The following is a 24,079-nucleotide window of genomic DNA, read 5'->3' as shown; positions in this document are numbered from 1 at the left end:
GGAGCTCTACGTGCCCGAGCACACATTCCGCCTCAACGGCGAGCAGGTCACGGTCGACATCGCGGACGACGTCCGGCTTTTGTGGGTGCTGCGCGACGTCCTGGGCGTCACCGGTCCCAAGTACGGCTGCGGCATCAACGTCTGCAAGGCCTGCACAAGCCATCTGAACGGCAAGGCGGTCAACCCCTGCGCGATCCCGGTGGGCGACCTGGACCCGACCGACGAGGTCACGACGATCGAAGGGCTCCCGGCCACGGTGGGCGCCGAGCTGCACCCCATGCAGGAGGCGTGGCTCGACCTGGACGTGGCCCAGTGCGGCTACTGCCAGCCGGGCCAGATCATGGCGGCGGTCGCCGTCGTACGCCGAGCAGCGGAGGAGGGCCGCGAGATCACCGACGCCGACCTCGACGGCATCCGCAACATCTGCCGCTGCGGTACGTACGTCCGGATCCGGGAGGCCATCAAGGCCGGTGCCGCACGCATGTGACGAGGCGCGGACGGCGGCCGGGGCGCGTGCGCCCGGGCGGGACAGCGTGGAGGAGCGGGGAGCGTGCCGGGGTCCTGCGCCGAGGCCCCCGGACTGCGAACTGAAGCGCCGGAAGCGCGACGGCCGCCCTCGGCCTCGCGGCCGACGTCGGCAGAACGCCCTTCCCCTTCTCGTCCCCGGGGGCAGTGGACGCGTCTTCTGCCTCCGTGGCACGCATCCACAGGACCAGGTGCCGGCCCTGGTCAAGACGTCGCCTCACAGACGCTTGGCGCCGAACCAGTAACCGCCCCTGTGGCGGATCGCGACACCGGGCAGCCGCACATGAGGCTGGGGCCCGGACAAGGCCGGCAGCCAGGGTTGACGTCCCTCCACCGGGTCCGAACACCGGGACCCGGTCGCCGAGTTCGACGACGAACCGGGCGGCCACGCCCTCACCAGCCGTCTCACCTCAGCAGAACACCGGCGCATGGCCCTCCCCGGTGACCTGCCCGGCATCAGCGACCTCGACGCCCACCATCACTCCGCACTCCCCCAGGACGGGCTCGACACCGAGGACTCGCCTCGCCCCCATTGCTTCAGGTCACGTTGCCCGACGGCACGACGACAGGTGTCCGGGCCCACGCGCCGGCGTCCCGGTGGGAGACCTCGCTGGGGACCCGTGGTGGCTTTCCGCCGTCCGGACCGTGTTGAATCGTGCGACGGAGCACGTGCGTCCCGTCGGCCCGTTCGGCCACGGACCGCCGGCGCCCCGACTCTCAACTCGTCCGATGCCCGCGGAGGCAGAGTGAAGCAAGCGCCGATACCTCCTTCGGTGACGACCGAGGATCACTCCATCGACGGTCCGCACGGCACGATTCCACTCCGCATCTACAGGCCTACGGGCAGGCCCACGTCCGCGCTGCTGTGGATGCACGGCGGAGGGTTCCGCCACGGCTCGATCGACATGCCGGAAGCACACGGTGTGAGCGGCGAACTCGCAGCGCGTGCCTCGGCCCTCGTGGTGTCCGTCGACTACCGGCTCGCGGGAGACGGCCTCGTCTTCCCGGTCCCGCTCGACGACGTCTACGCTGCGTGGGAGTGGCTCGGCTCGATCGCCACGCGCTCGGAGCTGGCCACCCGTGCGTTGGGAGGTGCCAGCGCGGGAGCGGCCCTGGCACTGGCCGCGGCCGTCCGCGGACGGGACGGCTCCGCGCCCGCCGACCGTCTGCTGCTGGCTTATCCCTTCGCGCACTACCCCAACCCCGCACTCGACCAGGAGACCGCCCGCGCGATGGCCGCGATGCCGGAGATCCTGCGGTTCCCTCCGGATGCGGTCGACTCGATGGTCGCCAATTACGTCGGCCGGATCACGGACATCCCCGCACTCGCGCTCCCTGGCGCCGCACGGCTCGACGGCCTGCCGACCACCGCCATCGTGCTCTCGCAGTTCGACGACCTGCGCCCCTCGGGGGAGTTGCTGCAGCGGCAGCTCGACTCCGTGGGAGTTCCGGTGAGGACACACCTGGCGACCGGAATGCCTCACGGCCACTTCAACCACATGCCCCTGTCCGCACAGGCCTCCGCGTCCTTGGAGTTCTTCGCCACGGCACTGACCGACGCCACGCCGGAGCCGCGGCGGCCGCAGCGAAGAGAAGAGTCCGGTCCGCTCCCAGATCGCGCCGAGCGACCGGCACGGCTGCCCGCCGCATGACGGTGGCCCCGCGCCGGGTTCGCCCGCGGAGGCGGACCCGTGGGACCCCGCACCGGACAACGTGATGGCTTCCCTTCAGGACTGCGTGCGAGCATCGAACGATGAGCAATCCTCGCTGCGAGCTGCTGCGCTGGCAGTTCGACATGAGCTGGTCACTGTTCGACTACCACCTGGAGCGGCTCGCGCCCGATGACTTCTTGTGGGAGCCGGCTGATGTGTCGTGGACCGTGCGTCCGGACGCCGCCGGTAACTGGCTGCCGGACTGGTCCGATACCGAGCCTGACCCCGTCCCCGTTCCCACCATCGGCTGGGTGAGCTGGCACATCGGCTGGTGGTGGAGCACTGCCATCGATCACGCCCAGGGACGTACTCCCCGGGAGCGTACGGACATCACCTGGCCAGGCAACGGACCGGCGGCGGTCGCCTGGCTCAAGGATCTGCGTACCCAGTGGCTGGCGATCCTCGACGAACTCACCGATGCCGATCTGGATGCCGCCACCACACTGCCGTGGCAGACTCCGCCGGACAACACCATCGGACACATGCTCGCCTGGCTGAACGCCGAGCTGACGAAGAACGTCGCCGAGATCGGGCAGCTGCGGCTGATTCGGGCGGCATCGAAGCGGTAAGGCTCAGGAGCCTCGTCGTCCAGCACAGCCGCCACGGCCTCGAGCCCAGTTGCTCCGGAGGTCGTCAGCAGGCCACCTCACCGTGGCCTCAGGCCGCACACGCCGGACGACCCATGCACGCCGGGCCCGGGTGTCTCAGCGGAAGACGTCGGCATGCTCGGCAGCCCACTGCCGGAATTCTCTGGCCGGAACGCCGGTGATCCGTGAAACCGTGTCACGAACCATGAGCAGCTCGTCATTGACGTCTCCGCCTGTGACGTCGAGGACCGCGTCCGCCGCCTCATCCCCGAAGGCCGCGGCCATCTGCTCGTAGGCTTCCTGCCGGGCGATCTCCATGAAGGGCACATCCCGCCCGAGTGCTGCCGCGATGGCCTGCACCTGCTGCCGGGCTGTCACCTGCTCCGGACCGGTCAGGGCGTACGTCCGCCCCTGGTGGCCGGGCTCGGTCAGCGCCACCCGGGCCACTGCCGCGATGTCCGCGGGGTGGATCGTGGGTAGCCCGGTGTCCGCATAGGGCGCGCGGACCGCTTCACGGCCGCGGATCGACTCCGCCCACATCAGAGCATTCGACGCGAACTGCGTGGGCCGCAGGATGGTCCATGCCATGCCGCTGTCCTTGAGCAGCTGCTCGACCGCCACGTTCTCCTCGGCGGGGCCCAGATGTGGATGCGTCTGCACAGTGATGGAGGACACCAGCACCACGCGCTCCACACCCGCCAGCCGCGCGGCCTCGACGACGGCGGCATCCGGCCCCAGACGCGACACGAGGAACAGGCAGCGCACTCCGTCCAGAGCGGACCCCAGCGACTCCGGCTCCGTGAAGTCACCCTCGACAGCCTCGACCCCTTCGGGGAACACCGCCCGTGCGGCGTCGCGGGTGAAGGCTCTCAGCGGCCCCGCGTCACATGCACGTAATTCCTCCAGCAGCGCGCTGCCTATGTTTCCGGTGGCTCCGGTCACGAGGATCATGAGCGCGTTCTCCCGTTCGTCAGGTGATCAACTTGAGGACACGCTAAGAGCTCGATCGCACTTCAGGTCAAGAGGACCTATGCCCCCTCCAGATGTGGATCCGGCCCCGTCCCCGATCGGACGGTGCCGGAACGACGCCCGTGAAGCCGGAGTCCACCGTGCCCTGATCCCGCGTGACACGTAACCGCACGGAGGCCGGGTTCTCGACGTGTACCTCCTGCCCCGGGCGCGGGGCGCGCTGTCAGGGGCGACCACTCGGGCGGCGGCGGCGACAACTCACCGGTGTATGCAATGCGTTCCGCCGGCCGGACCTCTCAGGGGAAGGGCCGGGACGGCGGCACCTCTTGCATGTGGACGACGACGTCGAACCAGCTCGCGAACGACCCGCCCGACATGTGGTGGGCCTAATCATCCTGAGGGTCGCAGGAGGGGCCGATCAGCCAGGTACGCGTCGGGGCGTCCAGGAGGCAGGGGGATGGACTCGGGCCGCGAAGTGCCCAGCTCCAGGAGGTGTCCCGCCCTGTCCTCGGCTGCCGAACGCAGCAGGCTGTCGACGAAGTACGGGCGTGGAGCGGGCAAGGGCTGACCGGAGGAGGGGCGCCGACGGCGGTGTGCTTGCCTGGGTGACGGGTGACGCTTGTTGCAGGAACGCATCCAGCGCACGAGATCGAGGGTGTCGGCGGTCCCACACCCAGCACCCGGGCGAGCTCCAGGGCCCTCCTGCCCACCTTCACCGCTCGCCCGCGAGGTCCACTTCCTCACGGTGCACCGGTGCCGCGTCCGTCACCTCAGGACGACGCCAGGGGTGGGCGATCGGTGCGGACACCGCACGCCACCACGGATCCGAGGGCAGCTCGCCCGCCGGTTCGAACGGCTCCCCCGGGCGGGGGAAGGCCACCGCCTGCCCCGCCTCCTCACCGGCGTCGTTCATCCACTCCCCCGGCTCGGACCACGGATGCGGAGCGAGATTGAAGGTGCCCCAGTGGATCGGCATCAGCGCGCCGTGTGGCCGCCCGCCCTGAAGGTCCAGATGCGCCCGCATGCCCTCGGCGGGCGTCATGTGGATGTCGGGCCAGAACTCCGAATAGGCGCCGACCTGGATCATCGTCGCGTCGAACGGGCCGTGCTCGGCCCCGATGTCCTGGAAGCCTGAGAAATAGCCGGTGTCCCCGCTGTGGTAGACGCGGTGCTCCGGGCCGGCGACGACCCACGACGCCCAAAGGGTGTGCTGCTGATTGCGCAGCCCTCGGCCGCAGAAATGCCGTGCTGGTGTCGCGGTCAGACTGATGCCCGCGACGTGCGCGGTCTCGTTCCAGTCGAGCTCGCGGATGCGGGCCAGGGGAACACCCCAGCGCTCCAGGTGGGCACCCACACCGAGCGGAACGGCGAAGACCGTGTCGGTCCCCGCCAGACTTTTGATCGTGGGCAGATCCAGATGGTCGTAGTGGTCGTGCGAGATCACGACGACGTCGACGGGGCCGAGCGCGGCGATCGAGAGGGGGACGGGGTGAAGCCTTCTAGGCCCCGCGAAGGCGAAGGGGGAGCAGCGCTCGCCCCAGACAGGGTCGAAGAGCACGCGGCTGCCGTCGATCTCGGCGAGCACGCTGGAGTGACCCATCCAGGTCAGCCGCAGCCCTGTCACGGGCGGCGCGGAGAGGTCCGCAAGGGTCGTCGCGTGCACCGGAACCGTGCCGAGCGGGGCTCTGCGAGTGCGTTCCTCCTTGCGGAAGTACCCCTTGGCGAATTCGATCATGGACCCCGACGGCCTGGTCCGGGCACCTGACGGGTTCTGGAACACTCCGTCGGCGAAGTTGGGCGATCGGCGGATCCGCTCCATCCGCGCGCCGGCGGGATCCGCCCCGAAGGCGTCGGGACGCAGCGAGCGGAGTCGCGTGCGGAGCGAAGGTTGGTTGTCGGCGCCGGTCACGGCATCTCCTGAGGGAGTCGGTGTCGTCTCATTATGGCCGGGAGGCACGGCCGGGCGAGGGCTCGGCGGTGAACGGAGGACGCTCGCGCGCTGCGCCGGAGCATCCGGTCGAGCATCGTGACGTCAGGCACGCGGCTGCCCGTACACATGCTCGATTCGCAGGGTCAGCACGACCCTGCGGTCCTGCACCATCGCCCGCCGGTAGTCGTCCCAGTCAGGGTGCTCGCCCCGGACGTCGCGATAGAGCGTGATCAACCGCTCGACGGTCCCGTCGTGCGGGTCGGCGGCGGGCGGGGTCAGCTCGGCCGCGGTGTCGGCGACGGTCCAGGCCCAGCGGTCGTCGCTGGTCACGTGGTAGCTCGCGCGAGGGTCGCGACGAAGGTTGCGCGTCTTGGCCCGGCCCTCGGTGATGGACACCCGGATCACCCCTTCATCGGGGTAATAGGCGTGATTCACGTTCGACAGTTGCGGCCTGCCGTCGCGCTTGAGTGTGACCAGTACCCCTCCGTCACACTCGCCGAGGAGTCGGAGCAGGGCCGCGCGCTCGGGTTCGAAGTCCGTCATGCCAACTCCAACGTCCGTGCCCGCCGGAGGATTCCGCCCTGGGCAGGAGGACGGCGGATCCGGCCGAGGCCACGTTGACAGGCGGGGCACCACATCCGGATACTGACCCGCTGTTCAGTACGGCCGCCCGCTCAGCGGGCCTGCGCGCCCAGTACGCCCCCGCGCCCAGTACGCCCGTCCGCGAGATCCCGGAGATTCAGGAGCCGCCCGATGACCCGCAGCCCGATGGCCAGCGCCTCCCCAGCCCCTCTGATCTCGCTGACCTGGACGGATCACGTCACCGGCACCAAGGGGTATCTGGTCGTCGACCGGCTCGTCCGGGGGGTGTCGAGCGGCGGGCTGCGCATGAGAGAGGGCTGCACACTTGCCGAGGTGACCGGTCTGGCCCGTGGCATGAGCATGAAAGAGGCGTTGCACTTCGACGCCGATGACGCCCGGGCGCGGTACATCCCCCTCGGCGGGGCGAAGGGCGGAATCGACTGCGACCCCCGTGCCCCGGAGGCGTACGGGATCCTTGTGCGCTTTCTGCGGGCGGTACGTCCGTACGTGGAGAGCGTCTGGACGACGGGCGAGGATCTCGGACTCGGCCAGGACCTGGTCGACCGTGCTGCGGCGGAGGCGGGACTGGTCTCCACGATCCAGGCGGTCTACCCACTGCTGGAGGACGAGGCGGTGGCACGCAGGCGGCTGGCGGACGCGTTCGCCCTCACGGTGGACGGGATCGGCCTGGACGAGCTGGTCGGCGGGTGCGGAGTGGCGGAAGCCGCGCTCGCAGCGCTGGACCGGGCCGGCACGGCCTACCGTGACGCCCGGGTCTCGCTCCAGGGCCTCGGCACCATGGGAGGGGCTACGGCGCGCTTCCTCTCCCGGTCGGGGCTGACGGTCGTCGCGGTCGCCGACGTCAAGGGCACGATCGCCAATCCGGCGGGGCTGGACGTCGAAGCGCTGCTGGCCGCGCGGGACGCGTACGGGACGGTGGACCGCGCGGTGCTGCGGGAGAGGGACAGGGAGCTCCCGGCCGACGCCTGGCTGGCCGCCGACGCCGAGATACTCGTTCCCGCCGCCGTGTCCTACGCCGTCGACGCGTCGAACCAGGCTTCGGTCAGGGCCCGGTGGGTGGTCGAAGCGGCGAACATGCCCGTACTGCCGGAGGCGGAGGCGCTGCTCGCCGAGCGGGGGATCACGGTGCTGCCCGACGTGGTCGTCAACTCCGGCACGAACGCCTGGTGGTGGTGGACGCTGTTCGGGGACATCGGCGCCGACGCCGAGGAGGCGTTCGCACACACCCGTCGCTCGATGCGCGCCCTCGTGAGCCGCGTCCTCGAACGTGCGGAGGCGGACGGCCGCACACCACGGGCGGCGGCACACGCACTCGTCGGGGAGCGGCTGCCGGTGATGGCGGAGCGGTTCGGCTGGTACGGCTGACCCCCTTGCGACCGGGCGGCCCGTGATCCGGTGGCGATGTTGGCTAGGGTGAACGCGTGGCGAGAGTACGGCTGAGCGTGGCGGAGCGTCGTGAGGAACTCCTGCGCGCTGCCGTCGAACAGATAGAGGTGCGAGGCGTTGCCGCCGTCCGGATCGCCGATGTCGCCTCCGTTCTCGGGGTGAGCAACGCACTGGTGCTCTATCACTTCTCCTCCAAGGAGAAGTTGGTGGCAGCCGCGTTCGCCTACGCGGCCGAGGCCGACCTCGCCCACCTGCGCAGGCTGCTGACCCGCCGCACGAGCGCCGTACGGCGGCTGCGCGCTGCCGTCCGCTGGTACGCCCCGACCGGGCAGGCGAAGGGCTGGCGGCTGTGGATCGAGGGCTGGGCGTCCTCCCTCCATGATCCGACGCTGCGCGAGGTGGCCGGTGATCTCGATCAGCAGTGGAAGGCCGAGCTGGCCGAAGTCATCGAGGAGGGCGCGGCAGGCGGCGAGTTCCACTGCGACGACCCGATGTCGGTTGCCTGGCGGCTCACCGCGCTCCTGGACGGTCTGGCCGTCCAGATGACGTCGTACGCGGGCCCGCTCTCCCGGACCACCATGCTGCAGTGGGCCGAAGAGGCACTCGCGCGCGAACTCGGCATCGACCACGAGGTTCTGACCGCCTGAGCGCCCCCACTGCCACGAGGTTTCGACCGCTTGACCGCGCCACTGCCGGGACCGCGGGGTCAGGTCTGGAGCACCGGTGCGTAGACCTCTCCGTCGAGCCCGAAGGTCCACGCGACTCCCTCCTTCGCCGTCCTGGTCCTGGGCGGCACCCGCAGCCAGTAGGTGCGGTGGGTGCCGTCCGGCTCCGGGGTGGAGTTGACGACCTCGACCATCACCACGTCCTCGTCACCTTCCATTCCTATGCGCCAGAGGATTCCCGTCTCGTCACGGTGCACCGGCTCGGCGCCCGATTCGGCGAGGTAGCGGTCGTAGCCGTAGTACTCCAGCATGACGCGGCGCAGCTCCGCGTTCTCCTCGCCGCGGATCCGGTCGGGTGTCAGACTCGCCAGCCCGTCCAGGAATTCCACCGGGACGGGCATTCCGCGCCAGGCGTACAGGGCGAAGCCGTCGGAGTAGGCCAGGGCCGGGCCGTCGCCGCGGTCGAGCCGTCCCGCCTCGTCGCGGTGGAGGACGACGGGGCGTTCGCTGATGACCACGGCGTGTTCGTACGGCCACCACCAGCCGGCGTTCCTCGCGACCTCCGCCAGACCCCTCAGCCGGTCGCCCCGTCCGTCGAAAGCAGCGAGCCAGGCCGCGTCGTGCTGGCCCAGGACCGCGTCGAGCAGCACCAGCCGCACATCCGGCTCGTCCTCGGGACGGATGGCGAGCTCGGCGACGACTCCCGTCCGTATGCGGTCGGCGAGAGCGGCCGTGGTCTCCCACAGCTGGGCGCCCGTCGCCGACCAGAGCGACGACCAGCCGGCAGGGCCCAGTTCGTCGTACATCCGGCGCCGCTCCTCCGCCCAGGGGCGGGTACGGACTTCTTCGCGGACCGACCGCCCGGCGCCGGCAAGCTCCTCCACCGCTCGGACGGCCGCCTTCGGCGAGTCGGCCCAGATGATGTGCTCCGGCTCGTCGAGCCCCGCGCTGCGGTAGGCGAGCCGCACCCCGTCCTCGGCGGCGCCCCGGTCGGCCCTGCCGGTCGCCGCCGCCACTGCCCGCCACGTGTTCACGTACTGCATCGGTCTTCCCCGTCCCCTGTTCCTTGTCCCTGTTCCCCGTCTCCTGACCGCACATCGCCGAGGCGCCCTCCCCCGGTCCGTCGCGAGGGCGTCAGTCCGCGACGATCCTGACCGCGCCCGGTGCGTACTCCCGCTGGCGCACGACGCGGAACCAGCCCTTCGGCAGGGCTATCGCCGCGTGCTCCTCGTGCACCACGCGTCCGCCCTCGGGGAGATGGAGCAGCATGGGACCGAACGGTCCCGCCTCCCGCATGAGGCGCCCCGGCCCCTGCACGGCGTGCGCGTGCCCGGTGACCTCGCCCAGCGCTAGGACGAGCCTCCCCCGTCCGTCGCGCGGTTCACCCGGTGCGTCGAGGAAGTGAGCGGGCACGGCCGACTCCTCCGTCGCCACGATCAATACGTCACCCTGCCGGTACACAGACGTCTCCCCTCGGTCCCGGCACCTCTGTGCCGGCCATGGATGAAACGCTACGAGGGGGGTCTGACAATCGGCTGCGCCCACGGTTCGTACCTGGCCCGGCAGCCGTTCGCACCGGGCCCGGTAACCGTTCGCACCGGGCCCGGTAGCGGCGTTGTCAGTGGCACTTGATAAACCTTGCGGACATCAGTCGCCCCCAGTATCAGGAGCTCAGTGCCATGTCCGACGCGGACCGTCTGCACGAGTTGCTCGGCCTTCCGGCCGTCGATTTCCAGCGCGAGACCGACGGGGAGGCCCGTCCCGCGGCCGATGCCGCGGCCTGGCGCATCAGCGTCGATCCGTACTCCGGTGAGGAGGACGCGGACTGGGGGGCGAAGTTCGGCGCTTTCCTCGACGCTGTCGATCCGTCAGGGGTGGAGGCGCTGATCATCGGGCAGTGGGGCGAGACGTACGAGGAGAACTCCTCCTACCCTCTCGGCCTCGTCATCGCCGCGGCAGAACGGCTGACCTCGCTGCGAGCGGTGTTCGTCGGGGATCTGGTGGCTGAGGAAGCCGAGATCTCGTGGATCGAGCAGTCCGACGTCACGACCTTGCTCACCGCCTATCCCGGGCTCACCCACCTCGGTGTACGGGGCGGCAGCGGCCTGAAGTTCCCGCCCGTCGAGCACGCGTCGCTCCGGGCGCTCACGATCGAGAGCGGCGGGCTCCCGGCGGACGCGCTGCGCGGTGTGCTGGACAGCGAGCTTCCGGCGCTGGAGCGGCTGGACCTCTGGCTCGGCGTATCCGCGTACGGTGGTGACGCGACCGTCCCGGACCTGGCGCCCCTGCTGGCCGGGACCCGATTCCCCCGGCTCAGCCATCTCGGCCTGCGGAACAGCGAGTTGCAGAACGAGATCGCGGTCGCGATAGCCGCGGCTCCGGTCGTCGCACAGCTCCGCACGCTCGACCTGTCGAACGGCACACTGGGCGACGAGGGAGCCGCCGCGCTGCTCGAAGGCCAGCCGCTCATCCATCTCGGAGCGCTCGATCTGCACCATCACTTCCTGAGCGTCCCGATGGAGCGACGGGTGGCCGAGGCACTGGAGCCGCACGGCGTGTCGGTCGACCTGTCCGAGCGCTGCGAGCCGTGGGACGACCGCGGAGCCGAAGGCCGCTACACCGCCGTCGCGGAGTGACGGAGCGATGATCGACACCGCTCACCCCGACACCTTTCACGGCCTGCCGGTCCACACCCTGTCCCTGTCCGGTTCCGCGGTGACCGCGCCGCTGCCTGCGGCCGAAGCCGTGGCCTGGCGGCTGGACTGCATGACGGACGAGCTGGCGTTCGAGGAGGCCTGGCCGCGTTTCCTCGCGACGGTCGACCCCGGCCGGGTCCGCGCGCTGTTGATCGGCCCGTGGTGGGACGAGGACTACGTCCCCTTCGCGCCGGTGGTCGAGGCGATCGCCGCCGACGCGCACCGCTTCCCGGCGCTGCGCGCGTTGTTCCTCGCCGATGTGGACAGCGAGGAGTGCCAGATCTCGTGGCTGGAGATGTGCGACATCACTCCGGTGCTGGAAGCCCTGCCGCTGCTGGAGGAACTGGTGGTGCGCGGCTGCGGTTACACGGAGCCCGAGGAACACCTCCGGATGCGCCCGGTCCGCCATCAGGCACTGACCTCGCTCGGGGTCGAGTCCGGTGGGCTGCCCGCTCATTTCGTCCGCGCGGTGGGCGCGTCCGAGCTGCCGGCCCTCGAGCGGCTGGACCTCTGGTTCGGTGTCAGCTGGTACGGCGGTGACGCCACGGTCGCCGATCTGGCCCCGGTGCTGTCCGGCGCAGCGCTGCCGCGTCTGCGCCACCTCGGCCTGCGCAACAGCGAGATACAGGACGAGATCGCCGCGGCCGTGGCTTCCGCCCCGGTGGTCGCCCGGCTGGATTCGCTCTCGCTCTCCATGGGGACCCTCGGGGACGCGGGCGGGCGAGCTCTTGTCGAAGGGCAGCCGCTCACCCATCTCTCCGTACTGGATCTGCACCACCACTACCTCTCCGCCCCCCTCGTCTCCCGCATCAGGGAGCTGTGCGACCGCGCAGGCGTCCGGGTCGATCTGACCGAAGCGGAAGACCGGGACACCGGCGACGACGAGACGCGCTATGTCGCCGTCAGCGAGTAGCGCGCCGCCGCGCCTCGCGGTGGTCGGCATCCCCGGCAACCGCAGGGTCGGCCTCTTCCAGGACGCCGTGCGCGCTGCCGGCCTCCCGCCGGCACGCACGGTGTCCTGGCCGGCCGTGCTGCGGGGTGAAGCGGAATTCCACTCAGGGGAGACGGTGCGCATCGACTCGCCCGGGGAGGACCCGGAAGTGGACCGCTTGCTGCGCGGGGGCGACGACCCGACGCGGGTGGAGGGTTCGGCCCGTTGGTACGCCCGCTTCACCTCGGCCGTACGGGAGGTCGCGGAGTCCGCCGCGAGGGCCGGAGCGGTGCTGCTGGACGATCCCGGGGACATCGCGGTGCTGTTCGACAAGCGGCTCTGCCACGGAGTGCTGGACGCCGCCGGGGTACCGGTGCCCGACTCCCCCACCTCCGGTCCCGATGGGGCCCCTGTGCGCGGCTGGCCGGACGTGCGGGAGCTGATGGCGGAGCACCGCATGCCGCGCGTGTTCGTGAAGCCCGCGCACGGCTCCTCGGCATCCGGGGTGATCGCCCTGGAAACGGCCGGGCCGGGCAGGGTGCGGGCGGCCACCTCCGTGGAGCGCGACGAGGAGGGCCGCCTGTTCAACTCGCTCCGGGTGCGCCGGTGTACGACGGAGCGGGAGGTCGCGGGGCTCGTCGACGCCCTGGCTCCGGACGGACTGCACGTCGAGCGCTGGCTGCCCAAGGCCTCCCAGCACGGTCGTGTCGCCGACCTGCGGGTCGTGGTGGTCGCCGGGCGGGCGACTCACGCGGTCGTGCGGACGAGCCGGTCCCCGATGACCAATCTGCATCTGGGCGGGGCTCGCGGGGATCTGGACCACGTCCGGGCCGCCGTGGAGACGGCCGGCGGCAGCTGGAGCGCGGCCCTGGCGGTGTGCGAGGAGGCCGCGGCCTGCTTCCCGGACACGCTGTGTGTGGGCGTCGACCTGCTGCCCTCCACCGGCTGGCGGCGCTTCGCGGTGGGCGAGGTCAATGCCTTCGGGGACCTCCTGCCGCGCCTGACGGGCCTGCCGGGCAGCGGCGCGGAGGGCCTGGACACCTATGGCGCGCAGATCGCCGCCGTACTGGACCGAGCAAGGAAAGACCGTGTCACCGAAACGCCCTGAACGGCCGGACCGCGAGGCGAGGACGCCGGACCCCGACATGAACGCGGTAGTGGGGAGCCACGATCTTCTGTTCGTCACCCTGGACACCCTGCGGTTCGACGTGGCCGAGGAGCTGGCGGCTGCCGGGCGCCTGCCGAATCTGGTCCGGCATCTGCCGGGCGGCGTCTGGGAGAAGAGGCATGCCCCCGGCAGCTTCACCTACGCCTCCCACCAGGCGATGTTCGCGGGTTTCCTGCCGACGCCCGCGGCGCCCGGCCCCCACCCGAGGCTGTTCGCCGCGCGCTTCGCCGGCAGCGAGTCCACGGCGGAGCGCACCTTCGTCCACGACACCCCGGACATCCTCTCGGGACTCGCCGCGGTGGGTTATCGCACGGTGTGCGTCGGCGGCGTGGGCTTCTTCAACGGCCGCCCGCCGCTCGGCTCGGTGCTGCCCGGCATGTTCCAGGAGAGCCACTGGGAGCCCGGGTTCGGGGTCGCGTCTCCGACGTCCTTCGAGGCCCAGGTGTCGTGCGCCGAGCGGGTGGTCGCCGGTGTCCCCGCGGACCAGAAGCTGTTCCTGTTCGTCAATGTGTCGGCGCTGCACCAGCCGAACTGGTTCCACCTGCCCGGCGCCGACGCCGGCGCGGGCGATTCCCGCGCCACCCACGCCGCCGCCCTGGAATACGTGGACCGGCACATCGGACGCCTCTTCGCTGCGGCGAGCAGCCGCCGCCGGTGCTTCGCCATCGTCTGTTCCGATCACGGCACCGCCTACGGGGAGGACGGCTACACCGGTCACCGCCTGGGCCACGAGGCCGTCTGGACCGTTCCCTACGCCCACTTCTTCCTCGAACCGGGGGCCACTCGATGACCGGCACCGCACACGGTACGACGAACAGCTCCGGCCCGTACCGCAGCTACGTCTACGCCTACCCGCACAAGACCGCCTACCGGCCGCTGGGCGACGATCCCGCCGGACGGCCGCTGTTGAGCGAACTGTGGGCCGCTGAGCGCAAGGACGCGCTCTCCCTATACGCCCACATACCCTTCTGCGAGGTCCGCTGCGGCTTCTGCAATCTGTTCACCCGCATCGGCGCCCCCGACGAGCTGACGACCCGCTACCTCGACGCCCTCGACCGGCAGGCGGCCGTCGTGCGGGAGGCGCTGGGCGACGCGGAACCGGTCCGCTTCGCCGCTGCCGCCTTCGGGGGCGGCACCCCCACCTTCCTCACCGCGGGCGAGCTGGAGCGGCTCTGCGACATCGCGGAGAAGCGCATGGGCGTGGATCTGCCCTCGGTGCCCCTCTCCGTGGAGACCTCGCCGTCGACCGCGACGGCGGACCGGCTGGCCGTGCTCGCCGACCGGGGCACCACTCGCGTCAGCATCGGCGTGCAGAGCTTCGTCGACGCCGAGGCCCGCGCGGCGGTCCGCCCGCAGCACCGGTCCGACGTGGAAGCGGCGCTCGGCCGGATCCGGGACGCCCGCATCCCGGTCCTCAACATCGATCTGATCTACGGCATCGAGGGCCAGACCGAGGCGAGCTGGCGCACTTCGCTGGACGCCGCTCTGGCCTGGCGCCCGGAGGAGCTGTACCTCTATCCGCTCTACGTACGGCCGCTCACCGGTCTGGGCCGGCTGGGGCCCGGGGCCGACGCGCAGGACGAACCGGACGCGGCGTGGGACGAACAGCGGCTGCGGCTGTACCGGGCGGGTCGTGACCGTCTGCTGGCCGAGGGCTACGAGCAGGTGTCCATGCGGATGTTCCGCCGCGCGGACGCACCGCACGCCGGTCCCGAGGACTACGCCTGCCAGACCGACGGCATGATCGGGCTCGGTTGCGGGGCGCGCTCGTACACCTCCTCGCTGCACTACTCCTTCGACTACGCCGTGGAGATGCGGGAGATCCGGGGGATCATCGACGGCTTCACCACGGCCGAGGACTTCTCGCGCGCGGAGGTCGGCCGGTATGTCGACGAGGGTGAGGCGCGCAGGCGCCACCTCCTGCAGTCGCTCCTCCAGGCCGAGGGGATGCGGACCGCCGAGTACCGCGAGCGCTTCGTCTCCGATCCGTACGACGACTTCCGGGCCGAGCTGGAACTCTTCGACGCCCGCGGCTGGCTGGACGCCGCGGCCCGCCCCGCGCTGCTGCGTCTCTCCCCCGAGGGCCTGGCCCACTCGGACGCGCTGGGACCCGAGCTGTTCTCACCCGGGGTACGGGCCGCGATGGCCGCGTACGAGGCGAAGTGAGGGACGGGCGTGGACCTGACGCTTCTGTACCGGGGCCCGCTGGCCTCGTGCGACTACGACTGCCCGTACTGCCCGTTCGCCAAGCGGCGGGACAGCGGCGAGCAACTGCGGGCCGACCGCGCCGCCCTGGAGCGGTTCACGACGTGGGCCGCCGACCAGACCGGTGACCGGCTGTCGGTGCTGTTCACCCCGTGGGGCGAAGGCCTGGTGCGTTCCTGGTACCGGCGCGCGCTCGTGGAGTTGTCGCATCTGCCGCACATCGAGCGGGTCGCCGTGCAGACCAACCTCAGCGGGCGTACGGGCTGGCTGGCCGAGGCGGAGCGGGACAAGGTCGCCCTGTGGTGCACCTACCACCCGGGCCAGACACCGTACGAGCGCTTCCTCGGCAGGTGCCGGGAGCTGACGGCGCTGGGGGTCCGTCACAGTGTCGGTGTCGTCGGGGTGGCGGAGCATCTGGAGGAGGCGAGGAGGCTGCGCGCGGAGTTGCCGTCCGAGGTCTATCTCTGGGTCAACGCCGCCGAGGGGCACACCTATACGGACGAGGAGGCGTATCTCTGGACCGCCCTGGACCCGCTGTTCCCCTACAGCCGGTTCCCGCACCGCTCCGCCGGGCTGCCCTGCCGGACGGGCGAGTCGGTCGTCTCGGTGGACGGCGACGGGACGGTGCGCCGCTGTCATTTCGTCAGGGCGGAGCTGGGCAATCTCTACGACGGCAGCTACCGCGAGGCGCTCGGTCCGCGTGGCTGTCCGCTCGACGTGTGCGACTGCCACATCGGCTACGTGCACCTGGAGACGCTGCCGTTGTACGACGTCTTCGCAGGCGGCGTGCTGGAGCGCGTACCGGCTCGTCCGGTCCCTGTGCCGGGCGGCCCGTCGGGGACGCCCGACCGCCCGGGGCGGGATGCGGCCCCGGGCGGACCCGTGACACCGGGCCCGGCCCGGCGTCCCCTCCCGATCGTCACGCGCTGATCGGTCAGAGCGGGAGCAGGTCGGGACGCTTGGCCGCAACGTGGTCACCGGAGGACTCGCCGCGCAGCCGTCGGCCGATCCAGGGGACGAGGTACTCCCGCGCCCACTGGATGTCGTCACGGCGCACCTCCAGCGGCCCGCGGTACGCCTGCGGGGGCCACGCCTGGTCCGGGTCGGCCGGCACGTCGAGGCCGAGGACCTGGGCGGCGCGCAGCGCGACCCGGGTGTGTCCCTCGGGCGAGAGGTGCAGACGGTCGTTGTCCCAGGCGCGCCGGTCCTGCACGGACCGCAGGGACCACAGGTCCAGCACCGGGCAGTCGTAGCGGTCGGCGATGGACCGGACATGCGCGGTGTACATGGCGATCTTGCCGCGCAGGTGCTTGAGCACGGGGATGCCTCGGGTGTCGAAGCCGGTGGTGACCATGACGGTGCCGACCGTCTGCGTCAGCTCGGCGACCGCGCGTTCGAAGCGTTCCGCCACGTCGTCCGGGTCGGAGCCGGGACGGAGGATGTCGTTGCCGCCCGCGCAGAAGGTCACCAGATCAGGTGCCAGCTCCTTGGCGCGGGGGACCTGTTCCTCGACTATCTGGTCGAGGAGGCGTCCGCGTACGGCGAGATTGGCGTACCGGAAGTTCCCGTGCGTGTCGTCCACAGGGGCGACCACCGCGTGCGGGACCGGGAGCCGGTCCGCGAGGAGGACCGCGAGCCGGTCCGCCCAGCCGACCAGCGCGCCGTCCGGGCCAGGGTCTCCGACGCCTTCGGTGAAGCTGTCGCCAATCGCTGCGTACGACCCGATGATGCCTCGTTGGTTGTTTCTCGAATCGTCTGCCACAAGCGCTTATCTTGCACCTTCGAATGTGACCTACGCGACCGTAATAAGGGGTTGACGGGTGGTGAGAAAGACCACCCGGTCAGTTTTTGGTAAAGCCGGAATAAGGAGAGGGGCGGTGCGCCGTGGCGCACCGCCCCTCTGCCTCGCCTTCAGGCCGCCGGGTCTCAGATGGAGACGCCGTGCGAACGCAGGTAGGCGATCGGGTCGACGTCCGAGCCGTAGCTCGGGCCGGTGCGGACCTCGAAGTGGAGGTGCGGACCGGTGGAGTTGCCGGTGGAACCGGAGAGACCGATCTGCTGGCCACCGGTGACGGTCTGGCCGGCCGAGACCTCCAGCGAGGACAGGTGGGCGTACTGGGAGTACATGCCGTCGCTGTGCTGGATGACGACCTCGTTGCCGTACGAGCCGCTCCAGCCCGCCGAGACCACGGTGCCAGGGCCGATGGACCGGACGCTGGTGCCGGATGCGGCCTGGAAGTCGGAACCGGTGTGGTAGCCGCTGGACCAGCTGGCGCCCGAGGCGCGGTACTGGGTGGTGACGTTGGGGTTCTCGACCGGGGCGGCGTAGCCGGAAGTGTTGCCCTCCGACGCGGCGGACTCGGTGGAGGTCGTGGTCGCCGTCTTCTCCGCCGGGGCGGCAGCCTTCTCGGCAGGGGCGGCCGGCTTCTCGGCCGCCTTCTCCTTGGAGGGCGCGGCCTTGGAAGGTGCGGCCTCCGCGGAACCGGACGCCTTGGCTCCGAGAACCAGCTTCATGCCCGGCTGGATCAGGCTCGGGTTCCCGCCGACGACCTCACGGTTGTCCTTGTACAGCTTCTGCCAGCCGCCCTTGACCTTCTTCTCCGCCGCGATCTTCGCCAGGTAGTCGCCGGCGACGACGGAGTAGGTCTTCGGGGCGCTCTTGGCCGCGGCGGGCGCGCTCTGCGCGGCCGGCTTGGCGGCCGGTGCGGACTGCTCCGCCGCGTTGGCGCCGGTGGCGCCGATCAGCGGAAGGGCGAGAACGGCGCCGCCGGTCCCCGCGGCGAGGATGCCGCGCGAGATCGGGCTGGTCCTGGTACGGCGGTGCTTACCCTTTGCGGGCATGGGGCATTCCTCTCCGGCGCCTGCGAGGTGAGCTGTCGGGTGCGGACTGGAGATGCCCGGCCGCGCGGTGCGCGACTTGACCCCGAGCCGGTTCCGGATCCCTCCGGCCGGCGGCTTACCTGGTTCCCCCGCTCCTGCCACACGTGTGTCGGTGCGGATTCCGGACGGCGGCAGGATTAGGCGTTCCATCCGGATTGACCGTGACCGTAAGCGAGCCGGGTCGCCGGGAACAAGCCACGGATTGCGCACCGGAATCGGCGCTTCAATTTCTGCGCGGAATTCCCGTCACCCTCCGTGGATTACGGATCTTGGCATTCCGCGCGGCGTCAGGAATACCCACCGGCGGCTCCGCCACACACCGTCACGGATATGATCCCGCTCACCCGCCTCACACCATCTCCCGCACAAGCAGAGCATGTTCGGCTAAATACACCAATACGGACATGTCATTGCTTTTACTGACCAACCCATACGACCGGTCACCCCATTTCGCCGAGCGGCGTCCGAGACGATTGGCCGGTGCAGTTATGTCGTATCGTCGCGAGCGTGCCCCCGTCGGCGAGCGGCGCCGACGCCAGACACCACAGGAGCCCTTGTGACGCAGCTGCCAGAGGTCCCGCCGGCCGACGCCGGGACGACGGACGTCGAGCTGACCGGTGTCCGCAACTTCCGCGACGTGGGCGGCCTCCCCACCGTCGACGGCGGCAGGGTCCGCTACGGGCGCCTCTACCGCAGCGGCCACCTCGCCCACGCCACCCCTGAGGACGCCGCCTTCCTCTCCGGGCTCGGCCTGCACACGGTCTTCGACTTCCGCAACGCGGCCGACCACAAGCTCGACGGCCATGACGTGGAGCTGCCGGGAGTCCGGAATGTCAGCATTCCCCTCTCCGATCCGGCCGACGGCGCGGAGTTCTGGCGACTGGTGCGCGACGGCAACATCCAGCAGCTGCGTTCGATCCTGGCCGACGGCAAGGGCACGGCACGGATGGTCGCCTCGTACCGCGCGATCATCAAGGACCGCACCGCCGAACACAGCCGTGTCCTGCACGCGCTGGCCGAGGACAGTGTGCCCGCGCTGATGCACTGCGCCGCGGGCAAGGACCGGGCCGGGCTGTCCGTCGCGGTCTCGCTGCTGGCCGTCGGGGTCGAGAAGGAGGCCATCGAGGCCGACTACCTCAAGTCCAACGACGCGCACCGGCGCTACAAGGTGCGCCGGAGCGACACCTCCTCGGCGGGGATGTCGGACGAGGTGATGGAACTGCTCAATCCGCTCTTCGGCGCCCACCCGGACTATCTCGCGGCGGCGTTCGAGACCATCGAGGAGGTCTGGGGCGGGACGGACCGCTATCTCCGCGAAGGACTGAAGATCGACGCGGCGACCCGCGAGAAGCTGCGTGAGCGGCTCGTCGAGGACGCCTGAGCCCGGCGGTCAGCCTCCGCACGCCACACCGGTCAGCCTTTGCCCGCCACGCTGAAGAGAAGGAAGAGGAAGGCCGCGACGACGTGGCCGGCCACCAGGTAGGCGAAGAGCCGGATGACGACGCCGCGGGGCATCCTCCGTTCTTGGGTGTCCGCGCTCTTCTGCCTGCTCGGGGTGAGCGGGTCGTAGTGCTCCGAATCGGACATGACGGTCCTCTCTTCCGGCCCTTCGGGCCGGGATGACAAAGGGTCGGCAGGCTGGGGCGCGTGCCGGATCGGCGACGGTGCCGGATCAGAGGCGGTGGGCCCCGCCGCCGAGGCACAGCTCCGCGGTGGGACTCTGCAGCAGCGTGTGGACGAAGAGCAGCCGCGCCCCGCCGGCGTCGAGCGCGGCGATCCTGTGCGGGGTGAGCGAGTCGAAGTGCGCGCTGTCACCCGGCTCGAGGTCATGAACGGTGTCCCCGAGCACGACGCGCAGCCTGCCGTCGAGGACGTACAGCCACTCCTCTCCGGGGTGTACGCGCACGAGGTCGCCCTCGGTGCCGTACGGCACACGCACGCGCAGCGCCTGCATCGCCCGGCCCGAGCCGCCGGCCTGCCGGTAGAGCCAGCCACCGTCGCCGCCCGGCGCGCCTTCGAGGGGACCGCCGCGGACGATCGCGTCACGTTCGGGCGGCATCTCGCCCAGCAGCTCGGAGACGGTCGTACCGTAGACCCTGGCGAGTCCGAGCAGCATGGGCAGCGAGGGCTGCCTCCGGCCCGTTTCGAGCCGGGAGAGGTGGGCGGGCGAGAGTCCTGCCCGCCCGGCCGCGGCCTCCAGGGTCAGACCGCGGTTGCGGCGCAGGTCACGCAGGCGTGGCGCAACCCCTGGAAGCTCTTCGGCCGCCCCTTCGTCAGAGGGATTCATGCCTCCATTGGGCCAGGATCTTTCCTCTGAGGCAAGTTTATTGCCTCAGAGGCAAATCACCCTCAGCGGTTGGCGACGGCCTGCTTCACCAGAGTCCTGCCGAAGTCCCACATCAGCCCGCCCCCGCTGTGCGCGTCGTCCATGACGGCCGTGAACGCGGTCACGAAGCGTTCGACCTCCGCCTCCCCGATGACCAGCGGCGGGATCAGCTTGATCACTTCCAGGTGGTCGCCGGAGACCTGGGTGAGGATGCGGTGCTTCTGGAGCAGCGGCACGACCACCATCTGCGCGAAGAGACCCTTGCGCGCCGCCTGGAGCATCGTCCAGCGACTGCGGAGCTTGAGCGAGGAGGGCCGGCCGAACTCGATCCCGATCATCAGCCCGCGGCCTCGTACCTCGTGCAGCAGCTCGTAGCGGCCGACGAGCGCGGAGAGCCGCTCGCGCAGCAGATCGCCGGTACGCCGGGCGTTCGCGACGGTCTCCTCCTGCTCCATCACCGCGAGGACGGCGAGCCCGGCCGCCATGGCCTGCGCGTTCGATCCGAAACTGGCGGAGTGGACGAGGACGCGGTCCATGGAGGAGTAGACGCGCTTGAAGATCCAGTCCTTGCCGAGCGTCGCTCCGACCGGCACGTAGCCGCCGGAGAGCGCCTTGGCCACGCAGAGCAGATCGGGCTCGACCCCCTCCTCGTGCTGGTACGCGTAGAAGTCGCCGGTCCTGCCCAGCCCGGTCTGGACCTCGTCGGCGATCAGCACGGCCTTGTGGCGGTGGAGCAGCTCCTGCGCCTCCCGGAGGAAGCCGGGCGGCGCGGCATGGACGCCCTTGCCCTGGATCGGCTCGACGACCAGTCCCGCCACGTCCCCGCGCTTCAGCTCACGGCGCAGGGCGTCGAGGTCACCGAGCTCGATGGCGGTGTCGGGGAGCAGGGGGGCGAACCCGTCCCGGAACCCCTGCTCCCCGTTGACCGAGAGCGAGCCGGTCGTCAGCCCGTGGAAGGCGTGGGAGCAGTAGAGGATCCTGGGCCTGCCGGTGGCGTACCTGGCGAACTTCAGCGCGGTCTCGACCGCCTCCGTACCACTGTTGCCGAAGAACACCCGGTCCAGATGCGGGCTGTGCGCCAGAAGCTTCTCGGCGAGCAGACCGGGCAGCGGCTGGCAGTCGAAGCGCGTGAGGTCGGCGAGCGAGGCGTCCAGGACGTCGTGGACGGCCTTGCGTACGACGGGGTGGTGTCTGCCGAGCCCCATCACCCCGAAGCCGGCGAGCATGTCGAGGTAGTCGTTGCCGTCCGCGTCCCAGAAATAGGCGCCCTCGGCCCTCTCGTAGACCTTGTCGAAACCGATGGTGCGCAGCATGCGGGGCAGTTGGTGGTTGAGGTGGCGGGTGTGCAGCTCGTAGCGTTCGCCGCCGCGCTCCGCCAGAAGCCGCGTGAGATCGAACCCTTCCGGCCGTTCGTCCTTCATGCGCCGCTCTCCCTCCGCACGCTCTGCTCCTTCCCTGTCGCGCGCCGCTCCAGCACGGCGCCGATGCGTCCGGCGATCTCCACCGGCGTGAGCCCGATGTCCGCCAGCACCTCGCCTCGTCCGGCGTGCGCGAGGAACTGCTCGGGGATGCCGAAGGTCCGCAGAGGTACGTCGACGCCCGCGTCCCGCAGCGCCTGCCCCACGGCCGAACCTACGCCGCCCGTACGGCTGTTGTCCTCGACGACCGCCACGAGTTCGTGCCGCGCCGCCAGTCCGGGCAGTTGTCCGTCGACCGGCTTGACCCAGCGGGGATCGACGACCGTGCAGCGGACGCCGGAGGCGGCGAGGAGGTCGGCCGCCTGCAGACAGACCGGGGCGAGCGCCCCCACCGCCACCAGCAGGACCGTTGGGTCCGCGGCCCGGTGCAGCAGGTCCATCCCGCCGATCCTCCCGAGGGAGGCGACCGGCTCCCCCACCGGCTCCTTGGGGAACCGGATCACGGTGGGCGCGTCGTCGACGTCGACGGCCTCACGCAGTAGCTCACGGAGCCGTTCGGCGTCGCGCGGGGCCGCGATCCGCAGGCCGGGCACGACCTGGAGCAGGGACATGTCCCACATGCCGTTGTGCGAGGGTCCGTCGGTGCCCGTGACGCCGGCCCGGTCCAGGACGAACGTCACCCCGCACCCGTGCAGGGCGACATCCATCAGCAGCTGGTCGAAGGCGCGGTTCAGGAACGTCGCGTAGACGGCGACGACCGGGTGCAGACCGCCGGTGGCGAGGCCCGCCGCGGAGACCGCCGCGTGCTGCTCGGCGATCCCCACGTCCCAGATCCGGTCGGGGAACTCCTCGGCGAACCGGGTCAGCCCCACCGGATGCAGCATCGCCGCGGTGATCGCGACGACGTCCCGGCGCTCGGCACCGATCTCGGCGATCTCGTCGCCGAACACGGAGGTCCAGGACGGCGCGGCGGGCACCACGAGCGGCTCACAGGTCAGAGGGTCCATCCTGCCGACGGTGTGGAAGCGGTCGGCGTCGTCGGCCAGCGCGGGCGGAAAGCCTCGGCCCTTCTCGGTGATGCAGTGCACCAGCACCGGCCCGTGGTAGCGCTTCGCCCTGCGCAGTGCGGTCTCGACGGCTTCGACGTCGTGCCCGTCGACGGGGCCGAGGTACTTCAGGCCCAGGTCCTCGAACATGCCCTGCGGGGCGAAGGTGTCCTTGAAGCCCTTCTTCGCGCCGTGCAGGGAGCCGTACAGAGGCTGTCCGATCACCGGGGTCTGCTGGAGCACTCCCTTGCCCCAGGCCAAGAAGCGCTCGTAGCCGTCGGTGGTGCGCAGGGTGGCCAGGTGGTTCGCGAGGCCGCCGATGGTCGGAGCGTAGGAGCGCTCGTTGTCGTTCACCACGATGATGAGGGGCCGGTCCCCGGCCGCCGCGATGTTGTTCAGCGCCTCCCAGGCCATCCCGCCCGTGAGCGCCCCGTCGCCGGTGACCGCGACGACGTGGTCAGGGCGCCCCAGCAGCTCGTTGGCCTTGGCGAGGCCGTCGGCCCAGCCGAGCACGGTCGAGGCGTGCGAGTTCTCGATGACGTCGTGCACCGACTCCTCGCGGGAGGGATATCCGGAAAGGCCGCCCTTGCCGCGCAGCTTGGAGAAGTCCTGGCGTCCCGTCAGCAGCTTGTGCACATAGCTCTGGTGTCCCGTGTCCCAGAGGATGCGATCCACGGGCGAGTCGAACGCCCGGTGGAGGGCGATGGAGAGCTCGACGACTCCGAGGTTGGGGCCGAGATGGCCGCCCGTCCTCGCCACCGCCCGGACGAGGAACACCCGGATCTCCTCGGCGAGTTCGCCGAGCTCCGGGTGAGTCAGCGCCTTGAGGTCCTGCGGCCCCTTGATGGATTCCAGTATCGTCACGCTCGGGCCCCTCTCTCTGGTCCTGTCATCGGCTCACGGTCACCGCCGGAGCCCCGCTGGGGGTTCCCGCCTCCTCCATCTGTTCCGCGATCTTCATGGCTTCCTCGATGAGGGTCTCCACGATCTTCGATTCCGGGACGGTCTTGATGACCTCGCCCTTCACGAAGA

The 24,079-nt window shown here is 70.7% G+C and carries 24 protein-coding genes, 1 pseudogene and 1 riboswitch; of the genes and pseudogenes, 12 read left to right on the top strand and 13 right to left on the bottom strand.

What is annotated here, in order from left to right; translation table 11 throughout:
* Positions 1–10: 10 nt before the first annotated feature.
* On the top strand, positions 11–487 hold the full coding sequence (locus tag ABZY45_RS25790; protein WP_356743440.1) for a (2Fe-2S)-binding protein: 477 nt from the start codon (positions 11–13) through the stop codon (positions 485–487).
* A gap of 448 nt (positions 488–935) precedes the next feature.
* Here ABZY45_RS25790 and ABZY45_RS25785 read toward each other — a convergent pair whose 3' ends face one another.
* On the bottom strand, positions 936–1,058 hold the full coding sequence (locus tag ABZY45_RS25785; protein ID WP_356743438.1) for a hypothetical protein: 123 nt from the start codon (positions 1,056–1,058) through the stop codon (positions 936–938).
* Between the two features lie 240 nt (positions 1,059–1,298).
* Between ABZY45_RS25785 and ABZY45_RS25780 the strand changes: the two genes are divergently transcribed.
* Both ABZY45_RS25780 and ABZY45_RS25775 read left to right on the top strand, forming a co-directional pair.
* Positions 1,299–2,177: an alpha/beta hydrolase fold domain-containing protein gene (locus tag ABZY45_RS25780; protein ID WP_356743436.1), complete on the top strand. Its 879-nt coding sequence runs from the start codon at positions 1,299–1,301 to the stop codon at positions 2,175–2,177.
* Between the two features lie 101 nt (positions 2,178–2,278).
* Positions 2,279–2,806: a DinB family protein gene (locus ABZY45_RS25775; protein WP_356743434.1), complete on the top strand. Its 528-nt coding sequence runs from the start codon at positions 2,279–2,281 to the stop codon at positions 2,804–2,806.
* Between the two features lie 135 nt (positions 2,807–2,941).
* Here the strand turns inward: ABZY45_RS25775 and ABZY45_RS25770 are convergent, their stop codons facing one another.
* The 3 genes from ABZY45_RS25770 to ABZY45_RS25760 all read right to left on the bottom strand — a co-directional run bounded on the left by ABZY45_RS25770 (position 2,942) and on the right by ABZY45_RS25760 (position 6,266).
* The gene (locus tag ABZY45_RS25770) at positions 2,942–3,775 is read right to left on the bottom strand and encodes an NAD(P)H-binding protein (RefSeq protein WP_356743432.1); all 834 of its coding nucleotides are present in this window, start codon (positions 3,773–3,775) and stop codon (positions 2,942–2,944) included.
* Between the two features lie 730 nt (positions 3,776–4,505).
* Complete coding sequence (locus ABZY45_RS25765; RefSeq protein ID WP_356743430.1) at positions 4,506–5,702, bottom strand: MBL fold metallo-hydrolase; 1,197 nt, start codon at positions 5,700–5,702, stop codon at positions 4,506–4,508.
* Positions 5,703–5,825: 123 nt separating this feature from the next.
* A complete protein-coding gene (locus ABZY45_RS25760) occupies positions 5,826–6,266 on the bottom strand; it encodes a PPOX class F420-dependent oxidoreductase (RefSeq protein ID WP_356743428.1) in 441 nt (146 codons plus the stop codon).
* A 210-nt stretch (positions 6,267–6,476) separates the two neighbouring features.
* Here ABZY45_RS25760 and ABZY45_RS25755 point away from each other — a divergent pair, with 210 nt between their 5' ends.
* Together ABZY45_RS25755 and ABZY45_RS25750 are read left to right on the top strand one after the other, a co-directional pair.
* Positions 6,477–7,691 carry a Glu/Leu/Phe/Val dehydrogenase dimerization domain-containing protein gene (locus tag ABZY45_RS25755; protein WP_356743426.1) on the top strand — a complete coding sequence of 405 codons (1,215 nt, stop codon included), beginning with the start codon at positions 6,477–6,479 and terminating at the stop codon, positions 7,689–7,691.
* Positions 7,692–7,747: 56 nt separating this feature from the next.
* Positions 7,748–8,359, top strand: coding sequence for a TetR/AcrR family transcriptional regulator (locus ABZY45_RS25750; RefSeq protein ID WP_356743424.1), 612 nt, complete (start codon positions 7,748–7,750; stop codon positions 8,357–8,359).
* A gap of 59 nt (positions 8,360–8,418) precedes the next feature.
* Here the strand turns inward: ABZY45_RS25750 and ABZY45_RS25745 are convergent, their stop codons facing one another.
* Together ABZY45_RS25745 and ABZY45_RS25740 are read right to left on the bottom strand one after the other, a co-directional pair.
* The gene (locus ABZY45_RS25745; RefSeq protein ID WP_356743422.1) at positions 8,419–9,420 is read right to left on the bottom strand and encodes a DUF6745 domain-containing protein; all 1,002 of its coding nucleotides are present in this window, start codon (positions 9,418–9,420) and stop codon (positions 8,419–8,421) included.
* Between the two features lie 91 nt (positions 9,421–9,511).
* Positions 9,512–9,838: a hypothetical protein gene (locus ABZY45_RS25740; protein ID WP_356743420.1), complete on the bottom strand. Its 327-nt coding sequence runs from the start codon at positions 9,836–9,838 to the stop codon at positions 9,512–9,514.
* Positions 9,839–10,056: 218 nt separating this feature from the next.
* Between ABZY45_RS25740 and ABZY45_RS25735 the strand changes: the two genes are divergently transcribed.
* Genes ABZY45_RS25735 through ABZY45_RS25710 form a run of 6 tightly spaced genes read left to right on the top strand, consistent with a single transcriptional unit; the run spans position 10,057 to position 16,307 of the window.
* The gene (locus ABZY45_RS25735) at positions 10,057–11,013 is read left to right on the top strand and encodes an STM4015 family protein (protein WP_356743418.1); all 957 of its coding nucleotides are present in this window, start codon (positions 10,057–10,059) and stop codon (positions 11,011–11,013) included.
* Between the two features lie 7 nt (positions 11,014–11,020).
* Positions 11,021–11,986 (top strand): STM4015 family protein, encoded by a 966-nt coding sequence (locus ABZY45_RS25730; protein ID WP_356743416.1) that lies wholly within the window; start codon positions 11,021–11,023, stop codon positions 11,984–11,986.
* A complete protein-coding gene (locus ABZY45_RS25725) occupies positions 11,967–13,112 on the top strand; it encodes an STM4014 family protein (protein ID WP_356743414.1) in 1,146 nt (381 codons plus the stop codon). The genes ABZY45_RS25730 and ABZY45_RS25725 overlap by 20 nt, the downstream gene beginning before the upstream one ends.
* A gap of 37 nt (positions 13,113–13,149) precedes the next feature.
* A complete protein-coding gene (locus tag ABZY45_RS25720) occupies positions 13,150–13,962 on the top strand; it encodes an STM4013/SEN3800 family hydrolase (RefSeq protein WP_356743412.1) in 813 nt (270 codons plus the stop codon).
* The gene (locus ABZY45_RS25715; RefSeq protein WP_356743410.1) at positions 13,959–15,338 is read left to right on the top strand and encodes an STM4012 family radical SAM protein; all 1,380 of its coding nucleotides are present in this window, start codon (positions 13,959–13,961) and stop codon (positions 15,336–15,338) included. Before ABZY45_RS25720 ends, ABZY45_RS25715 begins: the two co-directional genes overlap by 4 nt.
* 9 nt (positions 15,339–15,347) lie before the next feature.
* A complete protein-coding gene (locus tag ABZY45_RS25710; RefSeq protein ID WP_356743408.1) occupies positions 15,348–16,307 on the top strand; it encodes an STM4011 family radical SAM protein in 960 nt (319 codons plus the stop codon).
* A gap of 4 nt (positions 16,308–16,311) precedes the next feature.
* Here ABZY45_RS25710 and ABZY45_RS25705 read toward each other — a convergent pair whose 3' ends face one another.
* On the bottom strand, positions 16,312–17,139 hold the full coding sequence (locus ABZY45_RS25705; protein ID WP_356743406.1) for an SGNH/GDSL hydrolase family protein: 828 nt from the start codon (positions 17,137–17,139) through the stop codon (positions 16,312–16,314).
* Positions 17,140–17,303: 164 nt separating this feature from the next.
* Positions 17,304–18,218 (bottom strand): LysM peptidoglycan-binding domain-containing M23 family metallopeptidase, encoded by a 915-nt coding sequence (locus ABZY45_RS25700; RefSeq protein ID WP_356743404.1) that lies wholly within the window; start codon positions 18,216–18,218, stop codon positions 17,304–17,306.
* A gap of 4 nt (positions 18,219–18,222) precedes the next feature.
* A riboswitch (cyclic di-AMP (ydaO/yuaA leader) is annotated at positions 18,223–18,411 on the bottom strand.
* A gap of 402 nt (positions 18,412–18,813) precedes the next feature.
* Between ABZY45_RS25700 and ABZY45_RS25695 the strand changes: the two genes are divergently transcribed.
* A complete protein-coding gene (locus tag ABZY45_RS25695) occupies positions 18,814–19,638 on the top strand; it encodes a tyrosine-protein phosphatase (RefSeq protein WP_356743402.1) in 825 nt (274 codons plus the stop codon).
* 32 nt (positions 19,639–19,670) lie between these two features.
* Here ABZY45_RS25695 and ABZY45_RS25690 read toward each other — a convergent pair whose 3' ends face one another.
* The 5 genes and pseudogenes from ABZY45_RS25690 to ABZY45_RS25670 all read right to left on the bottom strand — a co-directional run.
* The gene (locus ABZY45_RS25690) at positions 19,671–19,844 is read right to left on the bottom strand and encodes a DUF6126 family protein (protein WP_356743400.1); all 174 of its coding nucleotides are present in this window, start codon (positions 19,842–19,844) and stop codon (positions 19,671–19,673) included.
* An 85-nt stretch (positions 19,845–19,929) separates the two neighbouring features.
* Positions 19,930–20,544, bottom strand: a complete 615-nt coding sequence (locus ABZY45_RS25685) for an XRE family transcriptional regulator (protein ID WP_356743398.1) — start codon at positions 20,542–20,544, stop codon at positions 19,930–19,932.
* Between the two features lie 62 nt (positions 20,545–20,606).
* Positions 20,607–22,004 carry an aspartate aminotransferase family protein gene (locus ABZY45_RS25680; protein WP_356743396.1) on the bottom strand — a complete coding sequence of 466 codons (1,398 nt, stop codon included), beginning with the start codon at positions 22,002–22,004 and terminating at the stop codon, positions 20,607–20,609.
* Entirely contained in the window at positions 22,001–23,911 is a 1,911-nt protein-coding gene (gene dxs / locus ABZY45_RS25675) for a 1-deoxy-D-xylulose-5-phosphate synthase (protein ID WP_356743395.1), read from the bottom strand. The genes ABZY45_RS25680 and dxs overlap by 4 nt, the downstream gene beginning before the upstream one ends.
* 25 nt (positions 23,912–23,936) lie before the next feature.
* Positions 23,937–24,079 (bottom strand): annotated as a pseudogene (locus ABZY45_RS25670) (4-hydroxy-3-methylbut-2-en-1-yl diphosphate synthase); the annotation flags it as partial.

This window comes from Streptomyces sp. NPDC006516 (genome assembly GCF_040611875.1).
Classification (GTDB): domain Bacteria; phylum Actinomycetota; class Actinomycetes; order Streptomycetales; family Streptomycetaceae; genus Streptomyces.
The sequence above is the reverse complement of the archived record's forward strand: the minus strand, read 5'-3'. Positions and strand labels throughout refer to the sequence as shown.

Bases quoted from the DNA above. Each gene is read 5' to 3' on its own strand.
- ABZY45_RS25735 (WP_356743418.1), top strand. From the start codon at position 10,057: ATGTCCGACGCGGACCGTCTGCACGAGTTGCTCGGCCTTCCGGCCGTC.
- ABZY45_RS25685 (WP_356743398.1), bottom strand. From the start codon at position 20,544: ATGAATCCCTCTGACGAAGGGGCGGCCGAAGAGCTTCCAGGGGTTGCG.
- ABZY45_RS25770 (WP_356743432.1), bottom strand. From the start codon at position 3,775: ATGATCCTCGTGACCGGAGCCACCGGAAACATAGGCAGCGCGCTGCTG.
- ABZY45_RS25700 (WP_356743404.1), bottom strand. From the start codon at position 18,218: ATGCCCGCAAAGGGTAAGCACCGCCGTACCAGGACCAGCCCGATCTCG.
- ABZY45_RS25760 (WP_356743428.1), bottom strand. From the start codon at position 6,266: ATGACGGACTTCGAACCCGAGCGCGCGGCCCTGCTCCGACTCCTCGGC.
- ABZY45_RS25715 (WP_356743410.1), top strand. From the start codon at position 13,959: ATGACCGGCACCGCACACGGTACGACGAACAGCTCCGGCCCGTACCGC.
- ABZY45_RS25690 (WP_356743400.1), bottom strand. From the start codon at position 19,844: ATGTCCGATTCGGAGCACTACGACCCGCTCACCCCGAGCAGGCAGAAG.
- ABZY45_RS25730 (WP_356743416.1), top strand. From the start codon at position 11,021: ATGATCGACACCGCTCACCCCGACACCTTTCACGGCCTGCCGGTCCAC.
- ABZY45_RS25720 (WP_356743412.1), top strand. From the start codon at position 13,150: ATGAACGCGGTAGTGGGGAGCCACGATCTTCTGTTCGTCACCCTGGAC.
- ABZY45_RS25775 (WP_356743434.1), top strand. From the start codon at position 2,279: ATGAGCAATCCTCGCTGCGAGCTGCTGCGCTGGCAGTTCGACATGAGC.
- ABZY45_RS25680 (WP_356743396.1), bottom strand. From the start codon at position 22,004: ATGAAGGACGAACGGCCGGAAGGGTTCGATCTCACGCGGCTTCTGGCG.
- ABZY45_RS25745 (WP_356743422.1), bottom strand. From the start codon at position 9,420: ATGCAGTACGTGAACACGTGGCGGGCAGTGGCGGCGGCGACCGGCAGG.
- ABZY45_RS25785 (WP_356743438.1), bottom strand. From the start codon at position 1,058: ATGGGGGCGAGGCGAGTCCTCGGTGTCGAGCCCGTCCTGGGGGAGTGC.
- ABZY45_RS25755 (WP_356743426.1), top strand. From the start codon at position 6,477: ATGACCCGCAGCCCGATGGCCAGCGCCTCCCCAGCCCCTCTGATCTCG.
- ABZY45_RS25725 (WP_356743414.1), top strand. From the start codon at position 11,967: ATGTCGCCGTCAGCGAGTAGCGCGCCGCCGCGCCTCGCGGTGGTCGGC.